At 58.7% G+C, this 19,043-nt stretch carries 18 protein-coding genes and 1 tRNA gene; 6 read left to right on the top strand and 13 right to left on the bottom strand.

The features are described from left to right. Positions 1 to 92 precede the first annotated feature (92 nt). A complete protein-coding gene (locus TSACC_RS07595) occupies positions 93 to 809 on the top strand; it encodes a hypothetical protein (RefSeq protein ID WP_084400287.1) in 717 nt (238 codons plus the stop codon). 434 nt (positions 810 to 1,243) lie between these two features. On the opposite strand, the gene TSACC_RS07590 is transcribed toward TSACC_RS07595, so the two are convergent. The 3 genes from TSACC_RS07590 to TSACC_RS07580 form a co-directional block, all read right to left on the bottom strand. Then, a tRNA-Met gene (locus TSACC_RS07590) sits at positions 1,244 to 1,320 on the bottom strand. 48 nt (positions 1,321 to 1,368) lie between these two features. Further along, entirely contained in the window at positions 1,369 to 1,926 is a 558-nt protein-coding gene (locus TSACC_RS07585) for a L,D-transpeptidase (RefSeq protein WP_202815926.1), read from the bottom strand. Beyond that, positions 1,923 to 3,431: a cellulose synthase family protein gene (locus TSACC_RS07580; protein ID WP_075078752.1), complete on the bottom strand. Its 1,509-nt coding sequence runs from the start codon at positions 3,429 to 3,431 to the stop codon at positions 1,923 to 1,925. The genes TSACC_RS07585 and TSACC_RS07580 overlap by 4 nt, the downstream gene beginning before the upstream one ends. 126 nt (positions 3,432 to 3,557) lie before the next feature. Here TSACC_RS07580 and TSACC_RS07575 point away from each other — a divergent pair, with 126 nt between their 5' ends. The 3 genes from TSACC_RS07575 (at position 3,558) to TSACC_RS07565 (ending at position 7,090) form a co-directional block, all read left to right on the top strand. Continuing rightward, positions 3,558 to 4,910, top strand: coding sequence for an aminotransferase family protein (locus tag TSACC_RS07575; RefSeq protein ID WP_075078751.1), 1,353 nt, complete (start codon positions 3,558 to 3,560; stop codon positions 4,908 to 4,910). A 78-nt stretch (positions 4,911 to 4,988) separates the two neighbouring features. Further along, on the top strand, positions 4,989 to 6,011 hold the full coding sequence (locus tag TSACC_RS07570) for a magnesium transporter CorA family protein (protein WP_084400285.1): 1,023 nt from the start codon (positions 4,989 to 4,991) through the stop codon (positions 6,009 to 6,011). 11 nt (positions 6,012 to 6,022) lie between these two features. Next, positions 6,023 to 7,090 (top strand): transporter substrate-binding domain-containing protein, encoded by a 1,068-nt coding sequence (locus TSACC_RS07565; protein WP_075078750.1) that lies wholly within the window; start codon positions 6,023 to 6,025, stop codon positions 7,088 to 7,090. 59 nt (positions 7,091 to 7,149) lie between these two features. On the opposite strand, the gene TSACC_RS07560 is transcribed toward TSACC_RS07565, so the two are convergent. From TSACC_RS07560 to TSACC_RS07545, 4 genes are all read right to left on the bottom strand, one after another. Then, positions 7,150 to 8,628 (bottom strand): amino acid permease, encoded by a 1,479-nt coding sequence (locus tag TSACC_RS07560; protein ID WP_075078749.1) that lies wholly within the window; start codon positions 8,626 to 8,628, stop codon positions 7,150 to 7,152. Between the two features lie 208 nt (positions 8,629 to 8,836). Next, positions 8,837 to 9,175: a P-II family nitrogen regulator gene (locus TSACC_RS07555; protein WP_075078748.1), complete on the bottom strand. Its 339-nt coding sequence runs from the start codon at positions 9,173 to 9,175 to the stop codon at positions 8,837 to 8,839. 39 nt (positions 9,176 to 9,214) lie between these two features. Then, entirely contained in the window at positions 9,215 to 10,600 is a 1,386-nt protein-coding gene (locus TSACC_RS07550) for an ammonium transporter (protein ID WP_075078747.1), read from the bottom strand. A 193-nt stretch (positions 10,601 to 10,793) separates the two neighbouring features. Next, positions 10,794 to 11,456 carry a DedA family protein gene (locus tag TSACC_RS07545; RefSeq protein WP_075078746.1) on the bottom strand — a complete coding sequence of 221 codons (663 nt, stop codon included), beginning with the start codon at positions 11,454 to 11,456 and terminating at the stop codon, positions 10,794 to 10,796. A 127-nt stretch (positions 11,457 to 11,583) separates the two neighbouring features. On the opposite strand from TSACC_RS07545, the gene TSACC_RS07540 reads away from it, so the two are divergent. Continuing rightward, on the top strand, positions 11,584 to 12,252 hold the full coding sequence (locus TSACC_RS07540) for an exopolysaccharide biosynthesis protein (protein WP_075078745.1): 669 nt from the start codon (positions 11,584 to 11,586) through the stop codon (positions 12,250 to 12,252). Beyond that, on the top strand, positions 12,249 to 13,994 hold the full coding sequence (locus TSACC_RS07535; protein ID WP_075078744.1) for an ABC transporter ATP-binding protein: 1,746 nt from the start codon (positions 12,249 to 12,251) through the stop codon (positions 13,992 to 13,994). Before TSACC_RS07540 ends, TSACC_RS07535 begins: the two co-directional genes overlap by 4 nt. 2 nt (positions 13,995 to 13,996) lie before the next feature. On the opposite strand, the gene TSACC_RS07530 is transcribed toward TSACC_RS07535, so the two are convergent. The 6 genes from TSACC_RS07530 to TSACC_RS07505 form a co-directional block, all read right to left on the bottom strand. Then, complete coding sequence (locus tag TSACC_RS07530) at positions 13,997 to 14,623, bottom strand: restriction endonuclease (protein WP_169809569.1); 627 nt, start codon at positions 14,621 to 14,623, stop codon at positions 13,997 to 13,999. 330 nt (positions 14,624 to 14,953) lie between these two features. Further along, complete coding sequence (locus tag TSACC_RS22270; RefSeq protein ID WP_202815925.1) at positions 14,954 to 15,481, bottom strand: DUF6572 domain-containing protein; 528 nt, start codon at positions 15,479 to 15,481, stop codon at positions 14,954 to 14,956. 27 nt (positions 15,482 to 15,508) lie between these two features. Beyond that, positions 15,509 to 15,946 (bottom strand): DUF420 domain-containing protein, encoded by a 438-nt coding sequence (locus tag TSACC_RS07520; RefSeq protein ID WP_075078741.1) that lies wholly within the window; start codon positions 15,944 to 15,946, stop codon positions 15,509 to 15,511. A 163-nt stretch (positions 15,947 to 16,109) separates the two neighbouring features. Continuing rightward, complete coding sequence (locus TSACC_RS07515) at positions 16,110 to 16,784, bottom strand: SCO family protein (RefSeq protein ID WP_084400282.1); 675 nt, start codon at positions 16,782 to 16,784, stop codon at positions 16,110 to 16,112. A 94-nt stretch (positions 16,785 to 16,878) separates the two neighbouring features. Beyond that, on the bottom strand, positions 16,879 to 17,769 hold the full coding sequence (cyoE, locus tag TSACC_RS07510) for a heme o synthase (RefSeq protein ID WP_075078740.1): 891 nt from the start codon (positions 17,767 to 17,769) through the stop codon (positions 16,879 to 16,881). Further along, positions 17,766 to 18,947 carry a COX15/CtaA family protein gene (locus tag TSACC_RS07505; RefSeq protein ID WP_075078739.1) on the bottom strand — a complete coding sequence of 394 codons (1,182 nt, stop codon included), beginning with the start codon at positions 18,945 to 18,947 and terminating at the stop codon, positions 17,766 to 17,768. Before TSACC_RS07505 ends, cyoE begins: the two co-directional genes overlap by 4 nt. Between the last annotated feature and the right edge of the window lie 96 nt (positions 18,948 to 19,043).

The raw sequence follows: 19,043 nt of genomic DNA, 5'->3' as shown, positions 1-19,043 counted from the left end.
CCCCCTCAAGCCAAAGCATCAAAAAGAAAACGGAAAATGCGCTGGCAGAAGCAGGCGAAAACGGCGAAAAGAACCGCCCGTTTTTTTGCCGTATGAAAAAAGTGAAAAGCATGTCCGAAAAGGAGTTCTTGTCCCTGCTGCTGAAGGTGCTTCCGCAGGAGACGAAGGACTCGAAACTGGCGGATGCGATCTACAACCGCATCTCGCGGGAGGTCCAGTTGCGCAATCACGTCCAGTCGTTTGAGAATTTCTGCGAGGAGGGATCGATTCCCGACACGGAACCCGCGACTGTGGAAGAGTTGAAGAGCCAGCTCGCGACGAACTTCACCGAGGCCAGCATCGAGATCATCCCCGAGGAGGACGGCAAGGCCGTGGCAGTCGAGATCCAATTGCCCGAGCAGGTGCTGAGCAACAAGGTGCGCATCATCCCCGCCGACCAACTCGAGGAAGAAGAAGCCAAGGTGCCAATGGTACCCTTCCCCGTTTCGCTGCCGGAAGATCCCGAGAATGTGTGGTTCCTCGCCCGCCGCGAAGACTTTGCCGCCACGGAGGCTGCACGCTCGCTATCCTCGATCGAGGAGGAATTCTGGGCCACCAAGGCCGGATACAAGGTGCTCAAGGATGCCGGTGAGCGAACCTTCGCCGACTTCATTGCCAACGTCCCGGCCGCAGCACTCGCTGAAAGCGGGATGAAGCGCGTCTACAAAACACCCGAGACGATCACCGTCCTCCGTCTGATCCCGGCCGCCGCGTCCGAACAGAACGCCAAGGTCAACGATATGGGTGAAGTGACGGAAGAAACCGCGTAGCCCAGCCCTGTCGCGCGCCAGATAAATGCCCCAACCGGCAGACTCGGTCACGGCCCTGGAAAGCCGGCCGAGTCCAGATCCTGGCGACCGCGGATGCGGTGATATGTTGGGAAGGAGGCGCGTGGTTACTATTCCGCCGCCCAAATAGTTGGAGTTTCCGAGATTCTCGCCTTCGGAACGCAGAGTTCCACAACAGGACTGAAGCGCCCCCCTCCGGATTTCTCACCACGTTGGCGTATTACCCGTGGTGCTCATCGGCACTCTGACACGCCGACCCGACATGCCGCGCAATGCCCATGATCGAATAACCCGACTCCGCCAGGACCGTGTTTTATTCACGTTTTTCGGGCTTTCTGTTCACGTTGGCCCCCAACCCATTTTTCCACCAAAAACAAAAACGCCTTGCGAGTCATTGACTCGCAAGGCGTTGAAATTGGTTGCGGGAGTAGGATTTGAACCTACGACCTTCAGGTTATGAGCCTGACGAGCTACCAGACTGCTCCATCCCGCGGTAAGGATGTTTCAAGGTACAGGCCGCCCCGAAATCCGCAAGAATTATTTACAGATTTGTTTGCGAGCGGAACTGCGGGGGAATCGATCCCGGGATAATCAGGACTTTTGCCCCGGTGCCGACCGTCTCGTACAGGGAGATTACGTCGACGGACTTCATCCGAATACAGCCATAGCTGGCCGGGAAGCCGATGTTGCGTTCCTCCGGCGTTCCATGAATGTAGATGAGCCTGTCGAAGGAGTTTCTATTGCCGGGTTCCAACCCATCAAGCCACAGGATACGCGTGACGATGGGGTCGCGCCCAGGAGCATCGATCGCAATGATCTCCCCTGTCGCGCGTCGCGATTTGAAGACCGCTCCAGCGGGCGCTCCCTCGCCGATCTTCTTCTTGATGCGGAAAAGCCCTACCGGGGTCGCATTGCTGTTCGGTCGACTGCCGAGGCCATACTTGGAGGTCGACACCGGGTACTCGGCGATTTTTTCGTCATCGCGGAAGACCACCATGCGCTGATCGGCCGCACTGATCAGGATGCGGTGGTGCGTATCGCCCGCGCATCCCGCCAGGAGGGCGAGAAGCGCTGCCGTGAGAAACGTCCTCGCCTTCACGCGTTGCTACGAGTCATGAATCCAAACCCCGCCTGCTGAAGCCAGAAGGAGACGGATTTCCAAGCAACATAGGTGAAGCCGCCAAAGAACATCAGCAAAAACGGCACGGAGATCCACTGCCCAAGGGCGGCGGAGTTCCAGACGCAGTATCCAAAGTAGAGGGCAAAGAGCAGCTCGATGAATGGCAGGAGCGACTTGATCGGCATGTAGCGCACGCGCCGAACGTTCACAGGCTTCATTTCGATGCCGTATTTCGGCGTGCGGGTGAACTCCGATTGGCGATTGAGAACAGCCTCGATCACGCCGCGGGCGTTGTTGACCGACATGCCGGTGGCCAGGGCGAGCGTAAAGGGCATGAGCCAGATGTCACGCCACCAACCCCGGGGGTTCTGATGCATTTGCCCCACGAGATAAAAGAGCGCGATGGATACCGATGTGGCAAAGAAGATCGGCAGATCCACGAGTAGCGAATACATGGCTCCATGCTTGGCCGCAAATGACTGGGGCAGGATGAGCACGCAGAGCATGACGAGGAGGAGATAACCAAAGTTTGAGGTGAGATGCGCGGTCGCCTCGAGCTTGATGAGGAGAGGCAGCTTGGCTTTCCAGACCTCGGGAAGGAGCTTTTTGCAGGTCTGGATCGAACCCTTTGTCCAGCGATGCTGCTGAGACTTGAATCCATTCATATCGACCGGGAGTTCGGCGGGGACGATCACATCGGGCAGATACACAAATTTCCATCCCCGCATCTGGGCACGGTAGCTGAGATCGAGATCCTCGGTGAGGGTGTCGTAGTGCCAGCCATCGGCGTCCTCGATGCAAGACTTGCGCCATATCCCGGCGGTGCCATTGAAATTAAAGAACCTGCCGCTGCGACTGCGTGCAGTCTGCTCCAGCAAGAGGTGGCCATCGAGAAACATGGCCTGGACTTTGGTAAGGAGGGAGTAGTTGCGGTTCAGGTGGCCCCACCGCATTTGCACCATACCCACTTTCTCATCCGTGAAGAAATCGATGCACTTCTTCAGCACATCCGGGGCGGGGACGAAATCCGCGTCGAGGATGAAGATATACTCGCCCTTGGCTTTCTCCATGCCTGCGGCCAGGGCTCCAGCTTTGAATCCTTCGCGGTTGTCGCGATGGAGATACTCGACATCAAACCCCTCCTCCAGCAGCTTTGCCGTCTCCGCCTCCGCGATCTGGCAGGTCTCGTCCGTCGAGTCGTCGAGGATTTGAATCTGGAGAAGATTCTTCGGGTAATCGAGCTGCCGTACGGACTCGATCAGGCGACGAATCACGTAGAATTCATTGAAAACCGGGAGTTGTACGGTCACCGCCGGCAGCTCCTTAAAGGCGGAGACGGGTTGTGCCGGGCGCTTCCGGTTCTTGAGAAACAGGTAGATAATGCAATACCGATGAATGCCATAGGCCGAAAGGCCCACGAGCACACTGACATAGCAAACTGTCCAGATGACGCTTTGGAACATCGCGTCAAGCGATCCACTCATCGATTAAATCCCCCCATTATAAGTGCCGGGCTATCAACCCAAACCAGCGGGAACGGTCAAGCGCAAAAACCCTCTCCGGCAAACGGCTTGCTGGAGTTCCTCCCGAGAATCTGGTACAGTATTTGCATGCCTTCCGTGGATTCCATCACAGCGGAACTGCAGTCCCTCGACCGGCAGTATCAGATCCATCCCTTCACCAATCATTCCGACATGCACGGGACGGGTACGCACATCGTCCAGAGGGGAGATGGGTGTTATTTCATCGACGAAACAGGCACGCCGATCCTCGATGGGCTCGCTGGCCTGTGGTGCGTAAATGTGGGGTACAACTGCCGCGAGATCGTCGAGGCCGTGACAGCCCAGATGACGCAACTCCCCTATTACCCGTCATTCTTCAACTCCACCACCGAGGCACCCATCCGGGTCGCCGAGTTTCTCGCGAAGCACGCCCCCGCTCGCCTGAACCATACGATCTTTTCCAACTCCGGCTCGGAGGCCAATGAAACAGCGCTCAAGGTGATTCGGGGATATTGGAAGCTCAAAGGCCAGTCCCAGCGCCGAAAGATTCTCTGCCGCACCTATGCCTACCATGGCGTGACGCTCGCCACCACCAGCCTGACGGGACTGGTGAACTGCCAGGAACCGTTCGACCTTCCGCTGGAGGGCTTCGTTCGCATCCCGGGGCCGTACCACTATGGAGCCCGCAGCGAGTTGACCCCCGAGGATTACGGCCGCTGGTGCCTGGAAGAAACCCGCCGCATCATCCTTGCCGAGGGTCCGGAGACGATCGCTGCGCTCTTTGCCGAGCCAATCCAGGGCGCGGGTGGAGTGATCATCCCGCCAAAAGGTTATCTGAGCGGTTTGCGAGAGATCTGTCGGGAATTCGGCATACTCTATGTCTCCGATGAAGTGATCACTGCCTTCGGTCGCATCGGTGCCTGGTATGCCAGCGAGATGTGGGAGCTCGATCCCGATATCATCTGTGTCGCCAAGGGTATCACCAGCGGCTATCTGCCTCTGGGGGGTACCATGGTCAGCGACGAAATCGCGGAGCCTCTGCTTAAGGGCGGCTACTTTGCTCATGGATTTACCTACTCGGGTCACCCCTCCTGCTGCGCGGCTGCATTGGCAAATCTGCGCTATATCGAGGATCACGGTCTCGTCACCAAGGTGAAGGACGATCTCGGCCCTTATTTCGAAGCCAAGCTCGCGAACCTTGCAGCACACCCTGCCGTATCCGAAGTCCGCGGCATGGGCCTCATCGGCGCGGCAGAGCTGGTTCCCAAAGGTGGCCGCGACGCACTCACCCCGACGTCGCTCCTCGGAGCGAAAGCGTCGAATCTTGTCCGCGCCGAGGGCGCGATGGTTCGCGGCATCCGTGACCTTATCGCCATCTCTCCGCCGCTCGTTATTTCGCGAGAGCAGATCGACAGCCTTTTTGCCAGTGTCGAGCGGGGCTTGGACAAGCTCTGGGATTAGGGTCGGCTACGTAAAAAATCTTCCATTCGCCTGCTCGCGGGACTTGTCGAACGCGAAGAAGCGAGGCAAGTTGCCGCTATGGCGACGGCTGCCGGAGACGACGCGGAAATCGTTCTACCACCCGAGGATGTGGAAATCCCACTCGCGGTGGATACGAAGCCGTCGCGTCCCGTCCGCAGCGCGCGGTACTTTTATCGCATTGAGAACAACCGCCTTGTCGACTGTCCGGACGAGGAGGCTCAAATATTTGTCTACATCGCGCCGACCATTGATGATGAATCCGAGCTGCAGGAACTCTACAACATCGATTATCATACGCTCCAGTCGTCGCTCGACCCCGATGAGTTGTCCCGTCTCGAGTTTGAGACCGACCATGCTGCGCTGATTTTCAAACGCCCGAAGAGCTTTTGCGCAGACGACAACTTCCTGCTCAAGCTTACCTCCACCGGCGTCTTCCTTTACGAGGAGCAACTGGTGATCGTCATGCCCGACGATGCACCGCTTTTCGAAGGTCGAGTACCCTTTCAGGTCCAGTCCATCCACGACGTCATTCTCCGCCTGCTATATCAATCCACCCTCCACTTTGAAGGGCACCTGAAGGCGATCAACATGCTCTCCGACTCCCTCGAGCGACGCATCAGCACCTCCCTGGAGAACAGGTATCTCCTCAACATGTTCGCGCTGGAGAAAAGTCTCGTATACATCGTCAACTCGATCAGCTCCAACGGCGCCCTGCTGGAGCGCCTGCGCTCCTCGGCCGAGCGTCTCGGTTTTGACCGCGACCAGACCGGCATCATCGAGGACATGATCATCGAGAACAAGCAGTGCTATCGCCGTGCGGAGATTCACACCCAGGTCATCGGCGGCCTCATGGATGCCCGGGCCTCGATCGTCAGTCACAATCTGAACCAGCTGATCAAAAAATTCACCATCTGGACGGTGGCGATCATGCTGGCCAATCTCGTCATCGGCATCTTCTCGATGAACGTCGATCTCCCGCTGCCCGAGGATCATTCGTGGTGGCCTTTCCTGCTGATCAATATGCTCGCTCTGGGCACGGCGGGACTCGTTTTCTGGATTTGGCGCGTTAAAAAGTGGTGAGGACATTGCTATTGGCGTTTCTCCTGTGGAGCGCCGCCCCCGTGGTCTGGTCACAGGAAGCCGTACCGGACAAGCCTCCACTGCGAGTCGCTGTATCCGGAGCAGTCCCCTTCGTCATCAGCAATGATGACAATACGTTCACAGGATACTCCATTGAAGTCTGGGAGGACGTTGCCGCGCACAATGGGTGGACGTTCGTCTACAAGAAATACCCCACCAAACTGGAGGCGCTGGCCGCCATGGATCGCAAAGAGGTCGATGTCATCGTCGGCGACCTGGGTATCCTGAGCATGCTCCAGGGGAAAGTGGAGTTTTCCCAGCCATACTATCGATCGGGCCTGCACATCATGGTGACCAATGCGCGACCGCACACCTTTGCCCGAATCTTGTCCGATATTTACAACTGGGGGCACCTGAAGCCCTTTTGGTATCTCCTGGGAGCCATAGTCATCGGCACGCTTTTCGTTGCGTGGTTTGAGCGGAAGCATAATCCCGATTTCCCCAAGGGACATCGCGACGCCCTGGCTGAAGCTTTTTATTACGTTATTTCTCTCTCCCTTGGGAAAAGCGCCTACAAAGGTTTTGGCGGATGGTTTGGACGTGTCGTCATGTGTGTATGGACGATACTGAGTGTGGTCATCGTCGCCTACGTGACCTCCAGCATCACCAGCGTCATGACCGTGGAAAGTCTGCGAGGGCACATTCAGGGTCCCGGCGATTTGCATGGCCATACCGTGGGAGCAGTCAAGGAAACTGCCGCCATCCTTTATCTGCGAGAAAAGCAGATCGACACCATAGTGTATCCCGACCTCGATACTGCGGTAAGGAAAGGGCTGATTTCGGGACAGGTGCCGGCACTCGTCGGCGCGGCACCAGAGCTCCAGTACTACGACAACACCCATCCCGATCTGCCAATTACCGAGGTAGGACCCGTTTTTTCTCCTTACAACTATGGATTTGGCCTTCCACTAGGCAGCCCGCTCCGGGTGCCGATGAACAGCGCCATCCTTGAGTTGCAGGAGCGCGGAACTCTCCTTGATCTCGGACTCAAATATTTCGGATCGGTCTTCCAACCGTAGCCCCCGACAAGCAGCCGACGGTGCTTGCAGAAAGCACCCCGGACCAGGCTAAAGGTGCCTTATCGTGAGACCCTCTGGAGCTTGCTGCTCTTGCGTCCGTAGAAAAAGTAGATGGCCAGCCCGATCGCCAGCCACACAGCCAGCCGGATCCACGTGTCAATCGGCAGCGCCAGCATCATGGCCAGACACATCAGCGCACCGAGGATCGGCACCACAGGCACCCACGGGACCCGGAACTGACGAGGAACATCAGGTTTGGTCACTCGCAGCACGATCACCGCAAGGCAGACCATCACAAAGGCCAGGAGTGTACCGATGCTGCACATGTGGCCGACCACATCACCCGGCACGAATCCGGCAAAGGCGCTGACAAACAGCGCAAAGAGAATGTTGGATTTCCACGGCGTACGGAACTTCGGATGGATCTCACTGAAGAGTCCAGGCAGCAGTCCATCCCGAGACATTGAGTAAAACACCCGGGATTGTCCGAGGAGGAGAATCATGATGACCGATGAGAAACCCGCCAGGATCGCGACCTCGACCAGCAGGGAGAAGACCTTGTAGGGAGTCTGCTCAATGGCCACAGTGACAGGCGCCAACCCTTCCAGGCCGATGAATTGCTTGTAGCTTACCATGCCCGTCAGCACGTAGGAAAACAGGCAGTAGAGAACCGTACAGACCAGCAGCGAGACCAGGATGCCGATCGGCATGTCACGCCTCGGGTTTCTCGCCTCCTGGGCCGCGGTGGATACAGCGTCAAAGCCGATGTAGGCAAAGAAAACGATCGCCGCACCGCGAAGCACTCCACTCCAGCCAAAATGGCCAAACTGCCCTTCGTTCGGCGGGATGAACGGCACATGATTCGATGGGTTGATAAATGACCACCCGACCGCAATAAACGCCAATACCACGGTCACCTTCACCGCCACCATGACGGCATTGAAGACTGCGGACTCGCGGATGCCCTTGATCAGCAGCCCCGACATGAGGATGACGATGAAGATTGCCGGGATATTGATGATGCCGTGCACCTTGGAGCCATCCTGCAAGGTCAGAACGCTAAAGGGCGAAGCCGCCAATTGCGCAGGAAAGGCAATACCGATGTGACCGAGAAACTTGATGAGATAGACCGACCAGGCGCTCGCCACAGTCGCCGCACCGACGGCGTACTCGAGCACGAGATCCCAGCCAATGACCCAGGCGAAAAACTCACCGAGGGTGAGATAGGAGTAGGTGTACGCGCTGCCAGCCGCAGGGACCATCGAGGCAAACTCGGAATAGCACAAACCTGCCAGGGCGCAGCCGATGCCCGCGATCACAAAAGACAGAACGATGGCCGGGCCGGCGTAAGAACCAGCCGCCGAGCCGGTGACCGAAAAAATACCGGCTCCAATGATGACCCCGATGCCGAAGAGCACGAGGTTCGTCGGTCCGAGCGCCCGGTGGAGTTTGACCTTGTCCGTTCCCTCGCCGGTCAACTCCTGTTGGAGTACCTCGATGGATTTGCAGCGGAGGAACGAACGGAGAACGGATTTCATAATTCTGGAAGCCCTGCTCGCCGCTCCATGTGCCCGGTGGCAACCGCGGCGGCCAGAAGTCGCGCGCTATTAAAGTCAAAGCCGCCGCTCATGGCAACGCCGGGAGGGGAACAATCTGCATTTTCCCGGGAAATGCGAAGCCGGCGGAGTCTCTCCCTACTCCGCCGGCTCGCTGTCTCCCCTGTAGTACCCTTATGAGTCTGACTTACTAGACCGCTTTCTCGCCGGTCTCGTCGGTGCGGATGCGGACCGCCTCTTCCACGGGCGATACGAACACCTTGCCGTCACCGATCTTGCCGGTCTTCGCGGCCTTCACGATGGCTGCCACCGCGCTCTCCAGCAGAGAGTCGGCGAGGACGACCTCGATCTTGATTTTCGGAAGGAAGTCGACCGTGTATTCGCTACCGCGGTAGATTTCCGTGTGGCCTTTCTGACGGCCGAAGCCTTTGACTTCGCTGACCGTCATTCCCTCGATTCCCAGATCGGCCAGGGCGTCCTTCACTTCTTCCAGTTTGAAGGGCTTGATGATTGCTTCGATTTTTTTCATGTCGAATTAAGTGTTTGGTTACGTATCCGATACGGTTGCTTAGTCGAGGATATATCCTTCTTCGCCGTGGTCGGTCGTATCCAGACCCTGATCTTCCTCTTCAGCCGTCACACGGAGGCCGATGGTGAACTTGATGATGAAGGCGATGATGATCGTGGCGACCACGCTCCATACCGCAGTCACGCAGACCGCCTTGAGCTGCTCGGCGAGGATGTTGACTCCGTCGGCCTTGAGCGTTGCGACGAGCGGGTTGATGGAACCGTCGGCAAAGACACCGGTCAGGATGGCACCGAGGGTACCGCCCACACCGTGAACGCCGAAGGTGTCGAGAGCGTCATCATATCCGATGAGCTTCTTGAGGTAGACCACCGCGAGGAACGGGATGAAGCCACCGAGCACGCCGAAGATGATCGACGAACCGACGGAGACGAAGCCCGCAGCCGGAGTGATGGCAACCAGGCCACCGATGACACCCGAGGCGATACCGAGGACGCTCGGCTTACCCTTGAAGATCCACTCAGCGAGACCCCACGTGATACCGGCGATAGCGGCGGCAAACGTCGTGGTCGCGAAGGCGTTGCCCGCGATGCCGTCAGCGGCGCCAGCGGATCCCGCATTGAAACCGTACCAGCCAACCCAGAGGATGCCTGCACCCGTGGCGGTCAGCACGACGCTATGCGGAGCGATCGGCTCCTTGCCATAGCCTTTGCGGCGACCGAGGATGATGCAAAGCACCAGAGCGGAAAAGCCCGAGGTCATGTGAACGACCGTGCCACCGGCGAAGTCGATAGCTTTGATCGACGTGGCCAGGAAGCCGCCGCCCCACACCATGTGGGCAAACGGGAAGTAAACGGCGAAGAGCCAGAGCACCACGAAAACGACCACAGCCGAGAACTTCATGCGCTCGGCGATGGCGCCGATGATGAGAGCCGGAGTGATGATCGCAAAGGTGAGCTGGAACATCGCAAAGACATTCTGAGACACCGTAGCCAGCGTGCCCGGCTCACCACCCACACCCGCAAAGAATGCGGCGCTGGTGCCACCGATAAACGCGTTGCCCTCCGTAAAGGAGAGACTGAAGCCAACCGCCCACCAGATGATGCTGGCGATACCCGCGATCGCGAAGATCTGGGCAAACACGGAAAGCACGTTCTTCTTGCGAACGATACCGCCGTAGAACAAAGCCAGGCCGGGGAGCGACATGAAGAGAACCAGCGCCGAGCTGGTCAGCATCCACGCATTGTCACCCGAGTTAATGACTTTGGCGGGTGCCTCCTCCGCCGCGGGAGCGGCAGCAGCGGCTTCCGCAGCGGGCGTCGCTGCCGGTGCCGCTTCTTGGGCGTACGTCTTGGTTGGAAGTGCAACCCAGCTGAGGGCCATCACGGCCGCCGTCAGGGTTGACAGTAGGAGGTTTCGTTTGAGCATGGTGTTAAGTGGTTGTTGCTAATGGTGATTACAACCCGCAACGCAGGTCGTGATTCAGAGGTTAGCAAGCCCCATGCCAAGATTTTCAGACCGATCCCTCCTTGCCCGAACCGAGGCGGTCACCGTCCAGACCGCCGCAATGGTGCTTAATTTTCCACAGCCCGCAGGGCCGTGAACAAATCGGAACAAATCCCTATTTGACGCCCTTTGCCGCCTTGCGCTTTTCCAGCCAGGCGGCAAAGAACTCCCAGGCAATCGGGAGCACCGAGACGACGATAATGCCCAGGATGACGAGCTTCATGTTCTTCTGTACGATGGGATGAAGGCCGAAGAAATAGCCGCCACCAAGGAAAAGACCCACCCAAAGAATCGCTCCGATAACGTTGTAGGAGAAGAACTTGCGATACTCCATCGTACCCACGCCCGCCACGAAAGGGGCGAAGGTACGCACGATCGGGACGAATCGGGCCAGGATGATCGCACGACCTCCGTACTTCTGGTAAAACGCGTGCGCCTTGTGCAGATGCTCGGGATTGAAGAACCGGCTTTTCTCGAAATGGAAGACCCTTGGGCCAAACCACTTTCCGATTCCATAGTTCACGGAGTCGCCCAGGATCGCCGCGATGAGCAGCAAGGGCAGTACGACCTCCATTGCGATAAGCTTTTGAGCGGCGAGCGCGCCAACGGCAAAAAGAAGCGAGTCTCCCGGCAGGAAGGGAGTCACCACGAGGCCCGTTTCGCAGAAGATGATGAGAAACAACAGGACGTAAATCCAGACCCCATAGTTCTCAATCACCCATTTGAGGTGATTTTCGGCGTGCAAAAGAAACTCGATGAACTGCTTCAGGATCTCCATGGCGAGCGGTTACCAAACGCGACCGCGTACATCTTGGGAAGGAAATTCAGCACCCCCTCACGGTTGCACAGCCGTATATCCGCTGCTAAACAACCCTTGTCCATGATCCCTGTCGTCTGCTCCGCCCATGATGTCCGCTGAACCTGTTCCGCAGGAGCCTTTCAGCATCGACGCAGCGCTGGAGGATTGCCTGGCGCAGGCAGATGGCGAGGGCGTGCTCCTTCAGACCGCTCTGGAACGCCTCGGTCCGGCCAGTTTCTGCTTTGTCTCGCTGCTGCTGAGCGTGCTGTTCATCCAGCCCTTTTCCCTCGGTCCCCTGACCATGGCCAGCGCCCTGACCTTCATGGCAGCAGGCTGGCAGATGGTGCGAAGGGCACAGTACCCGAAGCTGCCCAAGCGCATGAGGGACGCGCGCCTCCATGGCAAGGGGTGGAAAATGGTGATCGCCTTCTGCCAGAAAACCCTCCGCTTTTGCCGGAAATTCACCCGCCCCCGGCTGCAACATTGGGTGAGCGGAGACCGGGGCGAGCAATTCATCGGCTGGCTCATTCTCATCGGCGGTTTCCTCGTCGCCATCCCGGCGGCCAACCTGCCGCTCAACAACACCCTTCCCGCTCTCATGGTCCTCTTCGCTGCCATCGCCTGGCTGGAGAAGGACGGGCTGATGATTTTTATCTCGCTCGCCTGGGGCGTGCTCACCCTGCTCTACTTTCTCATCGTCGGACTGGCCCTCTGGTTCTTCGGTGAGCAGGTCGCTACGTGGATGCATTCCTTTTGGGGGCATTTCTGGAAATGAACGTCTTTCTCCGAGTCCTTCCCTACGTCCGTCGTTATCCGGCTCTCGCTTTCGGCACCCTCGCCTGTGCGGTAGTCGGTACGCTCATGGTGATCGTCTTCCCGACCGTCACCCAATACATCATCGACGAGGTCATCCGTAAAAATCAGCCGCAGATGCTTCTCCCCCTCGTCGCCATCGGGCTCGCCTCCTTTGTCGCCCAGGATGGACTGAACGGCATCCGCATCATTCTCAACAACAGCTTCGAGCAGCGAGTCATCTTCGACCTGCGCAGCGAACTCTACGCTCACATTCAGTTACTCCCGCTGAAGTGGTTCGACAACCGCGCCACCGGCGACATCATGACCCGCCTGATCGAGGACGTAACCTCGGTCGAGCGCGTGCTCATCGACGGCATCGAGCAGGGATCGGTTTCCATCCTCCAGATTCTCATCGTGTCGAGCGTGATGCTTGCCTATAGCTGGGAACTCACCCTGGTCGCCCTATTACCCATTCCGCTCCTCGCGGCTGGTGCCCTCGCCTACACGCTCACGGCTCGTAGCCGGTATCGCCAGCATCGCAAGGCAGCCTCCGCGCTCAACGCACTGCTGCACGACAACATCGCTGGTATCCGCCAGATCAAGACCTACACCAGCGAGCAGCGCGAGCACGCGCGCTTTGACTCTGCCAGTGAAGCACTCCGCCAAGCCTCCCTCATCGTCATGCGAGCCTGGGCGATCTACAACCCGTCGATGAATTTCCTCTCGTCGGTGGGCATGCTTCTCATCACCGGCTACGGAGCCTATCGCGTCCTGCACTCTGGCATGGAACTCGGCGTACTGGTGATGTTCATCGTCTTTGCCAAGCTCCTCTACGACCCGGTCGGCCGCCTGCATCAGCTCAATCAGCTCTTCCAGTCCGGTCGCGCGGCAGGAGAACGCGTGTTTGAGATCCTGGACGAACCAGCCGAGACCGACGAGGGAGCGGGGAATTCCTCCGCTCTCGTCAAGGGAGAGGTGGAGTACCGCCACGTTTCCTTCAGCTACACAGAGGAGCGCCAGATTTTAAAGAACATCAGCCTTCATGCCCGAGCTGGTGAGATGATCGCCCTCGTCGGCACCACGGGCGCGGGCAAATCCACCGTCATCAACCTGCTCACCCGCTTTTACGAATACGGGGAAGGCGATATCCTCATCGACGGGCGATCCATCCGGGACTTCTCACGCCACGATCTCCGCAAAAGCATCGCCATGGTGACGCAGGAAAGCTTTCTCTTCAACGGCACCACTGCGGAGAACCTCCGCATGGGAAAACCCGATGCGACAGAAGACGAGATGTGGCAGGCGCTGGAGGCGGCCAATGCGGCGGAATTCATCCGCCGGATGCCCGAGGGTCTGCACTCCGCCGTCGGCGAGCGTGGCATCAAACTCAGCGTCGGCGAAAAGCAGCGCGTTTCCATCGCCCGCGCCCTGCTCAAAAACCCGCCCATTCTCATCCTCGACGAGGCAACCGCCAGCGTCGACACGGCGACCGAGCGACTCATCCAGGAAGCCCTGGACCGCCTGATGACCAACCGCACAAGCTTCGTCATCGCACACCGCCTCTCGACCGTTCGCCACGCGGACCAGATCCTCGTTCTCGACCGGGGCCAGATCGTCGAGCGCGGCAAGCACGCCGAACTGATCGACCTCGGCGGCATCTACGCCCGGCTCAGCCGCCTGATGGAAGACGACGCCTCGCTGAACGAAGCGACGCGCGACTGAAATCAGACCGCGCGCCGGGCCACGGGCATCTTGTACCGGCAACGGCGCACCCGGTTCCCATAGTTTGGGCAGCCCCAAAAGTCTCCGTATTGCCCGCTCCGTCTCACAAGTGTTATCTCACACTGGGGGCAGGTTGGGGTCTTGTAGTCGCCGGAGGTGATCTCGCGAATCAGATCCCCCCGGGTCTGGAAATCGAGAGAATTCAACCACACGACCAGTTCCTCTCCGTCCACCAATGTCAAAGCCTTGCCCTGCGCCCACTCGCGAGCCGCACCGGAGAATTTTCCGGAACAGATGAAGTATCCATGCGGAGCGCTCTCCGCCGCCATCGCCCCATACAACTCGCGCACGGTTTTCGGCGGAATTTGCCAGTTGGTCCACGCCTTGCACTGAACGATGGCGACGACCGGGCCGTACTCCCCTTCGCGAAGCACGAGATCAATGCCGCCATCCCCTCCGGCCTTGATCCGCTGAGCATGCAGACCAAGTGCCCGGAAAAGCCCTTGGGCCAGCAGTTCGAAATGCCGCCACTCCAGGCTTTTCACCAGCTCCAGGGTGAAAAGATCGGGCTGTGAAGCCGGAACCGGGGGTTGAAAATCATGTGGATGAGCAGATCTCGAACTATCCACCCGGAGAGGATACGCATCAAACGCCGCCTTGCCCGGCGCGGGCTGCCGAGATCCCGAAGATCGCAAGATCACAAGGCCCAGAACGAAGACCCCTGCAATCAGCGCCAACACAACCGCGCCCGCTGCCAACAGCACGCCGAAGGAAGCAAGCTTCTTCAAATCGAACCCGACGAAAGCAAACGCCCCCAGCAACACCAAGGCCAAGATGCCCCGGACCAAATCAAAATCACTACCTTTACGACGTCGCGCCATATCTGGCGGCAAAACCGCCAGGAAATGGCTTAGCAGAAATCCGCTAAGCCATACAAGGATACTTGACTCGAACGAACCTTAGTGGCGGCAGCCGCAGCCGCCTCCACCACCACGGCACTCCCCCTCGCCATGTGCGTGATCGTGATGATCGTGGTCATGAACATGCCCGTGACCTCCACAGCAGCCTTCGCCCTCATGAGCATGATCGTGACTGTGCCCATGGCCGCCACAACATCCGCCGCCCTCGTGATCATGGCCGTGACCGCCGCAGCAGCCTTCCGGCTCCGCCTGGTAGACGGCGAACTCGATTTTCTGAAAAGCGAGCTGCTCGCGAATGCGCACGATGAGATTCGCCGCGCTGTCATCCGGCAGGTGGGTCGTGCGGAGCTGAATCTCCACCGCCTTGTCGCGGAGCTGAGGAAAGGCTTCAGTCATTTCCCCATCGAGGATGAAGGAAAGGTAGGCATTCACCTTGTTCTCGAGCTGGGCCAGTTGCTCTTCGCCGCCCGTCCACTCTCGAGTTTCGTACATGGCGAGTATGACCTTGTCCGTGGCGGAATCAAGGGCCATGGCGTCGAGAACGGTGGGATTTTCAAGTCCGGACATAAATTTGCAGGATAGGATGTTGAGGATTTAGTGCCGGACGGCCGGCCACCATTGATAAAGGAAGAAATACACGAGCACTCCGGTGACGGAGACGTAGTACCAGAGAGGGAATGTCCAGCGTGCCCAGGCCCGATGACGGTCGAGATTGCCCTTGAAAGCATGACGCAGGGTGATGATCACGAGCGGCACGATGGCAATGGCCAGCAGGATGTGAGAGATGAGCATCCCGTAGTAAATCCCCCGGATCGCACCCTCACCGCCAAAGGGCGTGTGTACGCCGCGGACGAGGATCTTGTGAATCACATAGGTGACCAGAAACACCATCGAAACGCCAAATGCCGAGAGCATCGCTACGCGATGGGCTGCAGGGCGGTTCGTCTTAATCAGGATAAAACCAGCTGTCAGCAGCACCGTGGCGATGCCGTTGAGACTGGCGTTGATGGCGGGTAGGTCGCTGACACTCATCGGGCGCGAGGAGCATGCCCGAGAGCATGGGTGGTGATCCAGACGGAAAAGGAGTTTCTATTCACGGTGCGGTCTACGAGCCGAGCTTGCCGCCGGATGCCCCGGATACGATGTGCGCAGGGAAAGGTCGCCCGATGTGCGAAAAAGCAAGCCCTCCAGTCATTCATCGGGAGCCGCTCTTCCCCTCTCGCAGGAGGTCGCCGATGTCCATCAGAAGTTTTTGCACCACTTCCGGACTTTCACCATCCTCGTACCCTCGGATCACCCCCTGCTGGTCAACAATCACGAACCGGGTGGAGTGCGCAGGCATCCCATCCTTGTCTGTCCCGAGCGGCAGGAGGAAGCCCTTGACCATGACATTATGGATCTGGTCGGTCGGGCCGGTGAGGAGTTTCCATCGACCGGGTTCTGCGCCAAATCGCTGGCCATATTCCGCCAGCACGGCTGGGGTGTCGTGCTCAGGATCGACGGAGACACTGATGAGCTGGACATCCTCGAGCTTCGGCCCGAGCGCCTGATTGAGATGTCCCATCTGGGCACTCATCCGGGGACAGGGCCCCATGCAACGTGTAAAAATGAAATTCAACACCGTCACCTTCCCCTTCAACACGGCCTCGGTCACAGTCTTGCCGTCCTGCGAGGTGAGAGAAAAGGCGGGGGCTTGCTCAAGCCTGGGCAACGCCGAGGCGACCGGGCGCATCTTTTGCAGGCTCACGTAGGCAAAAGCCACAAGGCCCACCAGAACGACAAAAACAATCACCCAGCCCAGACGCGGAATGCGCTTGGGCGCGGGATTTTCAGTGGGAGCGGCTGAGGAAGGAGTGGAATCGGTCGACATTAACTAAAAGTCAGTGAAGCAGGTCATTTTCCCCGGCTCCGCCCATACTGGCGAGCAGCAAACAGCAGAAGCCGCCTCATGGCACCTCTTCCGGTCAGCGCTGGGTGACCAGCAGCAACCCGAGCAACAGGGGAAGATAGGCTATCGAGGCAAGGAACAGCAACCGGGCGGATGGACGATCCCGGCGCAGCATAAAGTGCAGGGCGCAACCGGCAAACGCCGCCCCGAGGATCAACGCCCCAAAGAAATAAACCGCCGTATTGAAAAACAGGATCGCCGGAAGGAGGCTCACCATGAGCAGACACAACGCGTAAAGGAAGGCCTGGCGGCTGGTCATTTCGCCGCTTTCATCGCTACCAGAGAGCATCACACAGCCCGCATTCGCATAGTCTTCCCGGTACATCCAGGCGATGGCGAGGAAATGCGGCATTTGCCAGAACCAGAGAATCGCGAAGAGCAGGCTGCCCTCGAGATCGTATACCCCGCGGGCTGCGATCCAGCCGATGAGCGGGGGCAGAGCGCCGGGGATGGCGCCGACGAGCGTATTGAGCGAACTCATGCGCTTCATCGGAGTGTATACCAGCACATAGATCGCGATGGTCGCAAAGGCGAGAAAGGCAGCTCGGTAATTCGTAAAGAGGGCCAAAACGAGCAGTCCGGCCAGGGAAAAGAAGAGTCCAAAGAGAAGCGCATCCTGCGGGTGCATGCGGCGTCCAGGCAACGGACGGTTCCGTGTGCGCTTCATCAGGCTGTCGAGGTCGCGCTCCCACCACTGGTTCAGGGCGGCAGCCCCGGCAGCGCAAAGAGCCGTGCCGAGCAGCGTGGCCGAGAGCAGAACGTAATCCATCGGCCCCTGCCACCCCACCATGAACCCCACAAAGGTGGTGACCAGGACGAGAAATGAGAGCCGCGCCTTCGAGAGCTCGAGCAAATCCCCGAACAGGGACTCGAGTCGGGAGAGGGCGGGTGCGGCTGTCTTCATCATGCGGCGTTCATCAATGGGTGTTTTGGAGCGTCCGGCCAAGCGAAATTTCCCGTCCGCAAACCGCAAAACATTCGCAGGGAAAGTAGCCCCCCGACGACCAAAATCAAGGCTCCAACCGCGACGTGCCCCGTGGCGATGTCCGCCGCCTTATTCGACCAGATGGTCCAGGCCCCCAGGCAGACCTGCACGACAACCAACGTCAGCCACACCGCTGACCAGCGACGAATCGGCGCTGCCTGCCGCGTCCGCCATGCCCGGGAGAAAACCATCGTGATCCCCACCAGGATGCATACCGCCGTCAGACGATGCACCATTTGTACCCACACCTGAAAAGCCGTGGTCTGCGGCTGTCCCGCCTGAACGCGGCCGGCATTGATCTGCGCCATCGCTTCGGCCGAGGTATCTGGAATCACACGTCCGTAGGCCAGCGGGAAATCCGGGATCGAGAGCCCGATGTGCTCGTGGCGCATCGTGGCGCCGAGGCCTAGCTGAAAGTAGATCAAAACCGTCGTTGCCAATGTGATGTACGCCAGCGTGCGATCAGGCATATACGCGACCCAGCGCCCTTCCCGGAAAGCGCGGCTGGTGAGCACAGCCAGGATCGCCAGAGTCAGCAGAAAAGCCTGGGCGAGAAGACCATGGAAAATTCCGATCTGGTCCTTAAACCACACGACACGGAGTCCTCCGAGCACTCCCTGAAGGATGACTGCTGAGAAGACTGCCACGCCCAGCCAGCGAAGCTGGCGAGGATTCCGACAGAACTTGACGATGCCGAAGGCGATCATCGGCAGGGCCAGAACCGCGCAGGTCAGGTACACCGGCATCTCTCGAACTCCGAGAAGCAGAACGATGAAGATGATGGCGGAAATACCGAATGCCTTGATCTTTCCCGTGGTCTCCCGGCCCCAAAGGCAGGCCGCGAGGACGGTGGTCAACACGCCGACCCCAGTGGCAATGAGCCGATGTCCGTGCTCGTAAAAGATTCCCCCCACCCAGCGCGAGATCGGGAAGGCAAACATGTTGTACCCGTAAGTATTCGGCCAGTCGGGCACGGACATTCCCACTCCCTTGGATGTCACCAATCCCCCACTCCAGATCAGGATGAGCGTGACGAAGGCCGTCAGGATGGCCCAGCCGTGGATGAATGAATCGCTAAAAGTCCAGGTGTTCTTCTTCATATCAACTTCGTTCGCTCACGTTACGCACGCGTGCAGGAGGTGGAACTTTCGGCAGAAGTCGCCCGCCGGTCAATCCCGGCACGCGAAAGATATACG

The sequence above is a fragment of the Terrimicrobium sacchariphilum genome (genome assembly GCF_001613545.1).
GTDB classification, from domain to species: domain Bacteria; phylum Verrucomicrobiota; class Verrucomicrobiia; order Chthoniobacterales; family Terrimicrobiaceae; genus Terrimicrobium; species Terrimicrobium sacchariphilum.
This window is presented reverse-complemented; position numbering and strand designations above follow the sequence as displayed.

Excerpts from the sequence above, each read along its gene's own strand:
- TSACC_RS07575 (WP_075078751.1), top strand. The coding sequence starts at position 3,558 with ATGCCTTCCGTGGATTCCATCACAGCGGAACTGCAGTCCCTCGACCGG.
- TSACC_RS07535 (WP_075078744.1), top strand. The coding sequence starts at position 12,249 with ATGAACGTCTTTCTCCGAGTCCTTCCCTACGTCCGTCGTTATCCGGCT.
- TSACC_RS07515 (WP_084400282.1), bottom strand. The coding sequence starts at position 16,784 with ATGTCGACCGATTCCACTCCTTCCTCAGCCGCTCCCACTGAAAATCCC.
- TSACC_RS22270 (WP_202815925.1), bottom strand. The coding sequence starts at position 15,481 with ATGTCCGGACTTGAAAATCCCACCGTTCTCGACGCCATGGCCCTTGAT.
- TSACC_RS07580 (WP_075078752.1), bottom strand. The coding sequence starts at position 3,431 with ATGAGTGGATCGCTTGACGCGATGTTCCAAAGCGTCATCTGGACAGTT.
- TSACC_RS07595 (WP_084400287.1), top strand. The coding sequence starts at position 93 with ATGAAAAAAGTGAAAAGCATGTCCGAAAAGGAGTTCTTGTCCCTGCTG.
- TSACC_RS07520 (WP_075078741.1), bottom strand. The coding sequence starts at position 15,946 with ATGAGTGTCAGCGACCTACCCGCCATCAACGCCAGTCTCAACGGCATC.
- TSACC_RS07545 (WP_075078746.1), bottom strand. The coding sequence starts at position 11,456 with ATGGAGATCCTGAAGCAGTTCATCGAGTTTCTTTTGCACGCCGAAAAT.
- TSACC_RS07505 (WP_075078739.1), bottom strand. The coding sequence starts at position 18,947 with ATGAAGAAGAACACCTGGACTTTTAGCGATTCATTCATCCACGGCTGG.
- TSACC_RS07570 (WP_084400285.1), top strand. The coding sequence starts at position 4,989 with ATGGCGACGGCTGCCGGAGACGACGCGGAAATCGTTCTACCACCCGAG.
- TSACC_RS07550 (WP_075078747.1), bottom strand. The coding sequence starts at position 10,600 with ATGCTCAAACGAAACCTCCTACTGTCAACCCTGACGGCGGCCGTGATG.
- TSACC_RS07540 (WP_075078745.1), top strand. The coding sequence starts at position 11,584 with ATGATGTCCGCTGAACCTGTTCCGCAGGAGCCTTTCAGCATCGACGCA.
- cyoE (WP_075078740.1), bottom strand. The coding sequence starts at position 17,769 with ATGATGAAGACAGCCGCACCCGCCCTCTCCCGACTCGAGTCCCTGTTC.
- TSACC_RS07555 (WP_075078748.1), bottom strand. The coding sequence starts at position 9,175 with ATGAAAAAAATCGAAGCAATCATCAAGCCCTTCAAACTGGAAGAAGTG.
- TSACC_RS07560 (WP_075078749.1), bottom strand. The coding sequence starts at position 8,628 with ATGAAATCCGTTCTCCGTTCGTTCCTCCGCTGCAAATCCATCGAGGTA.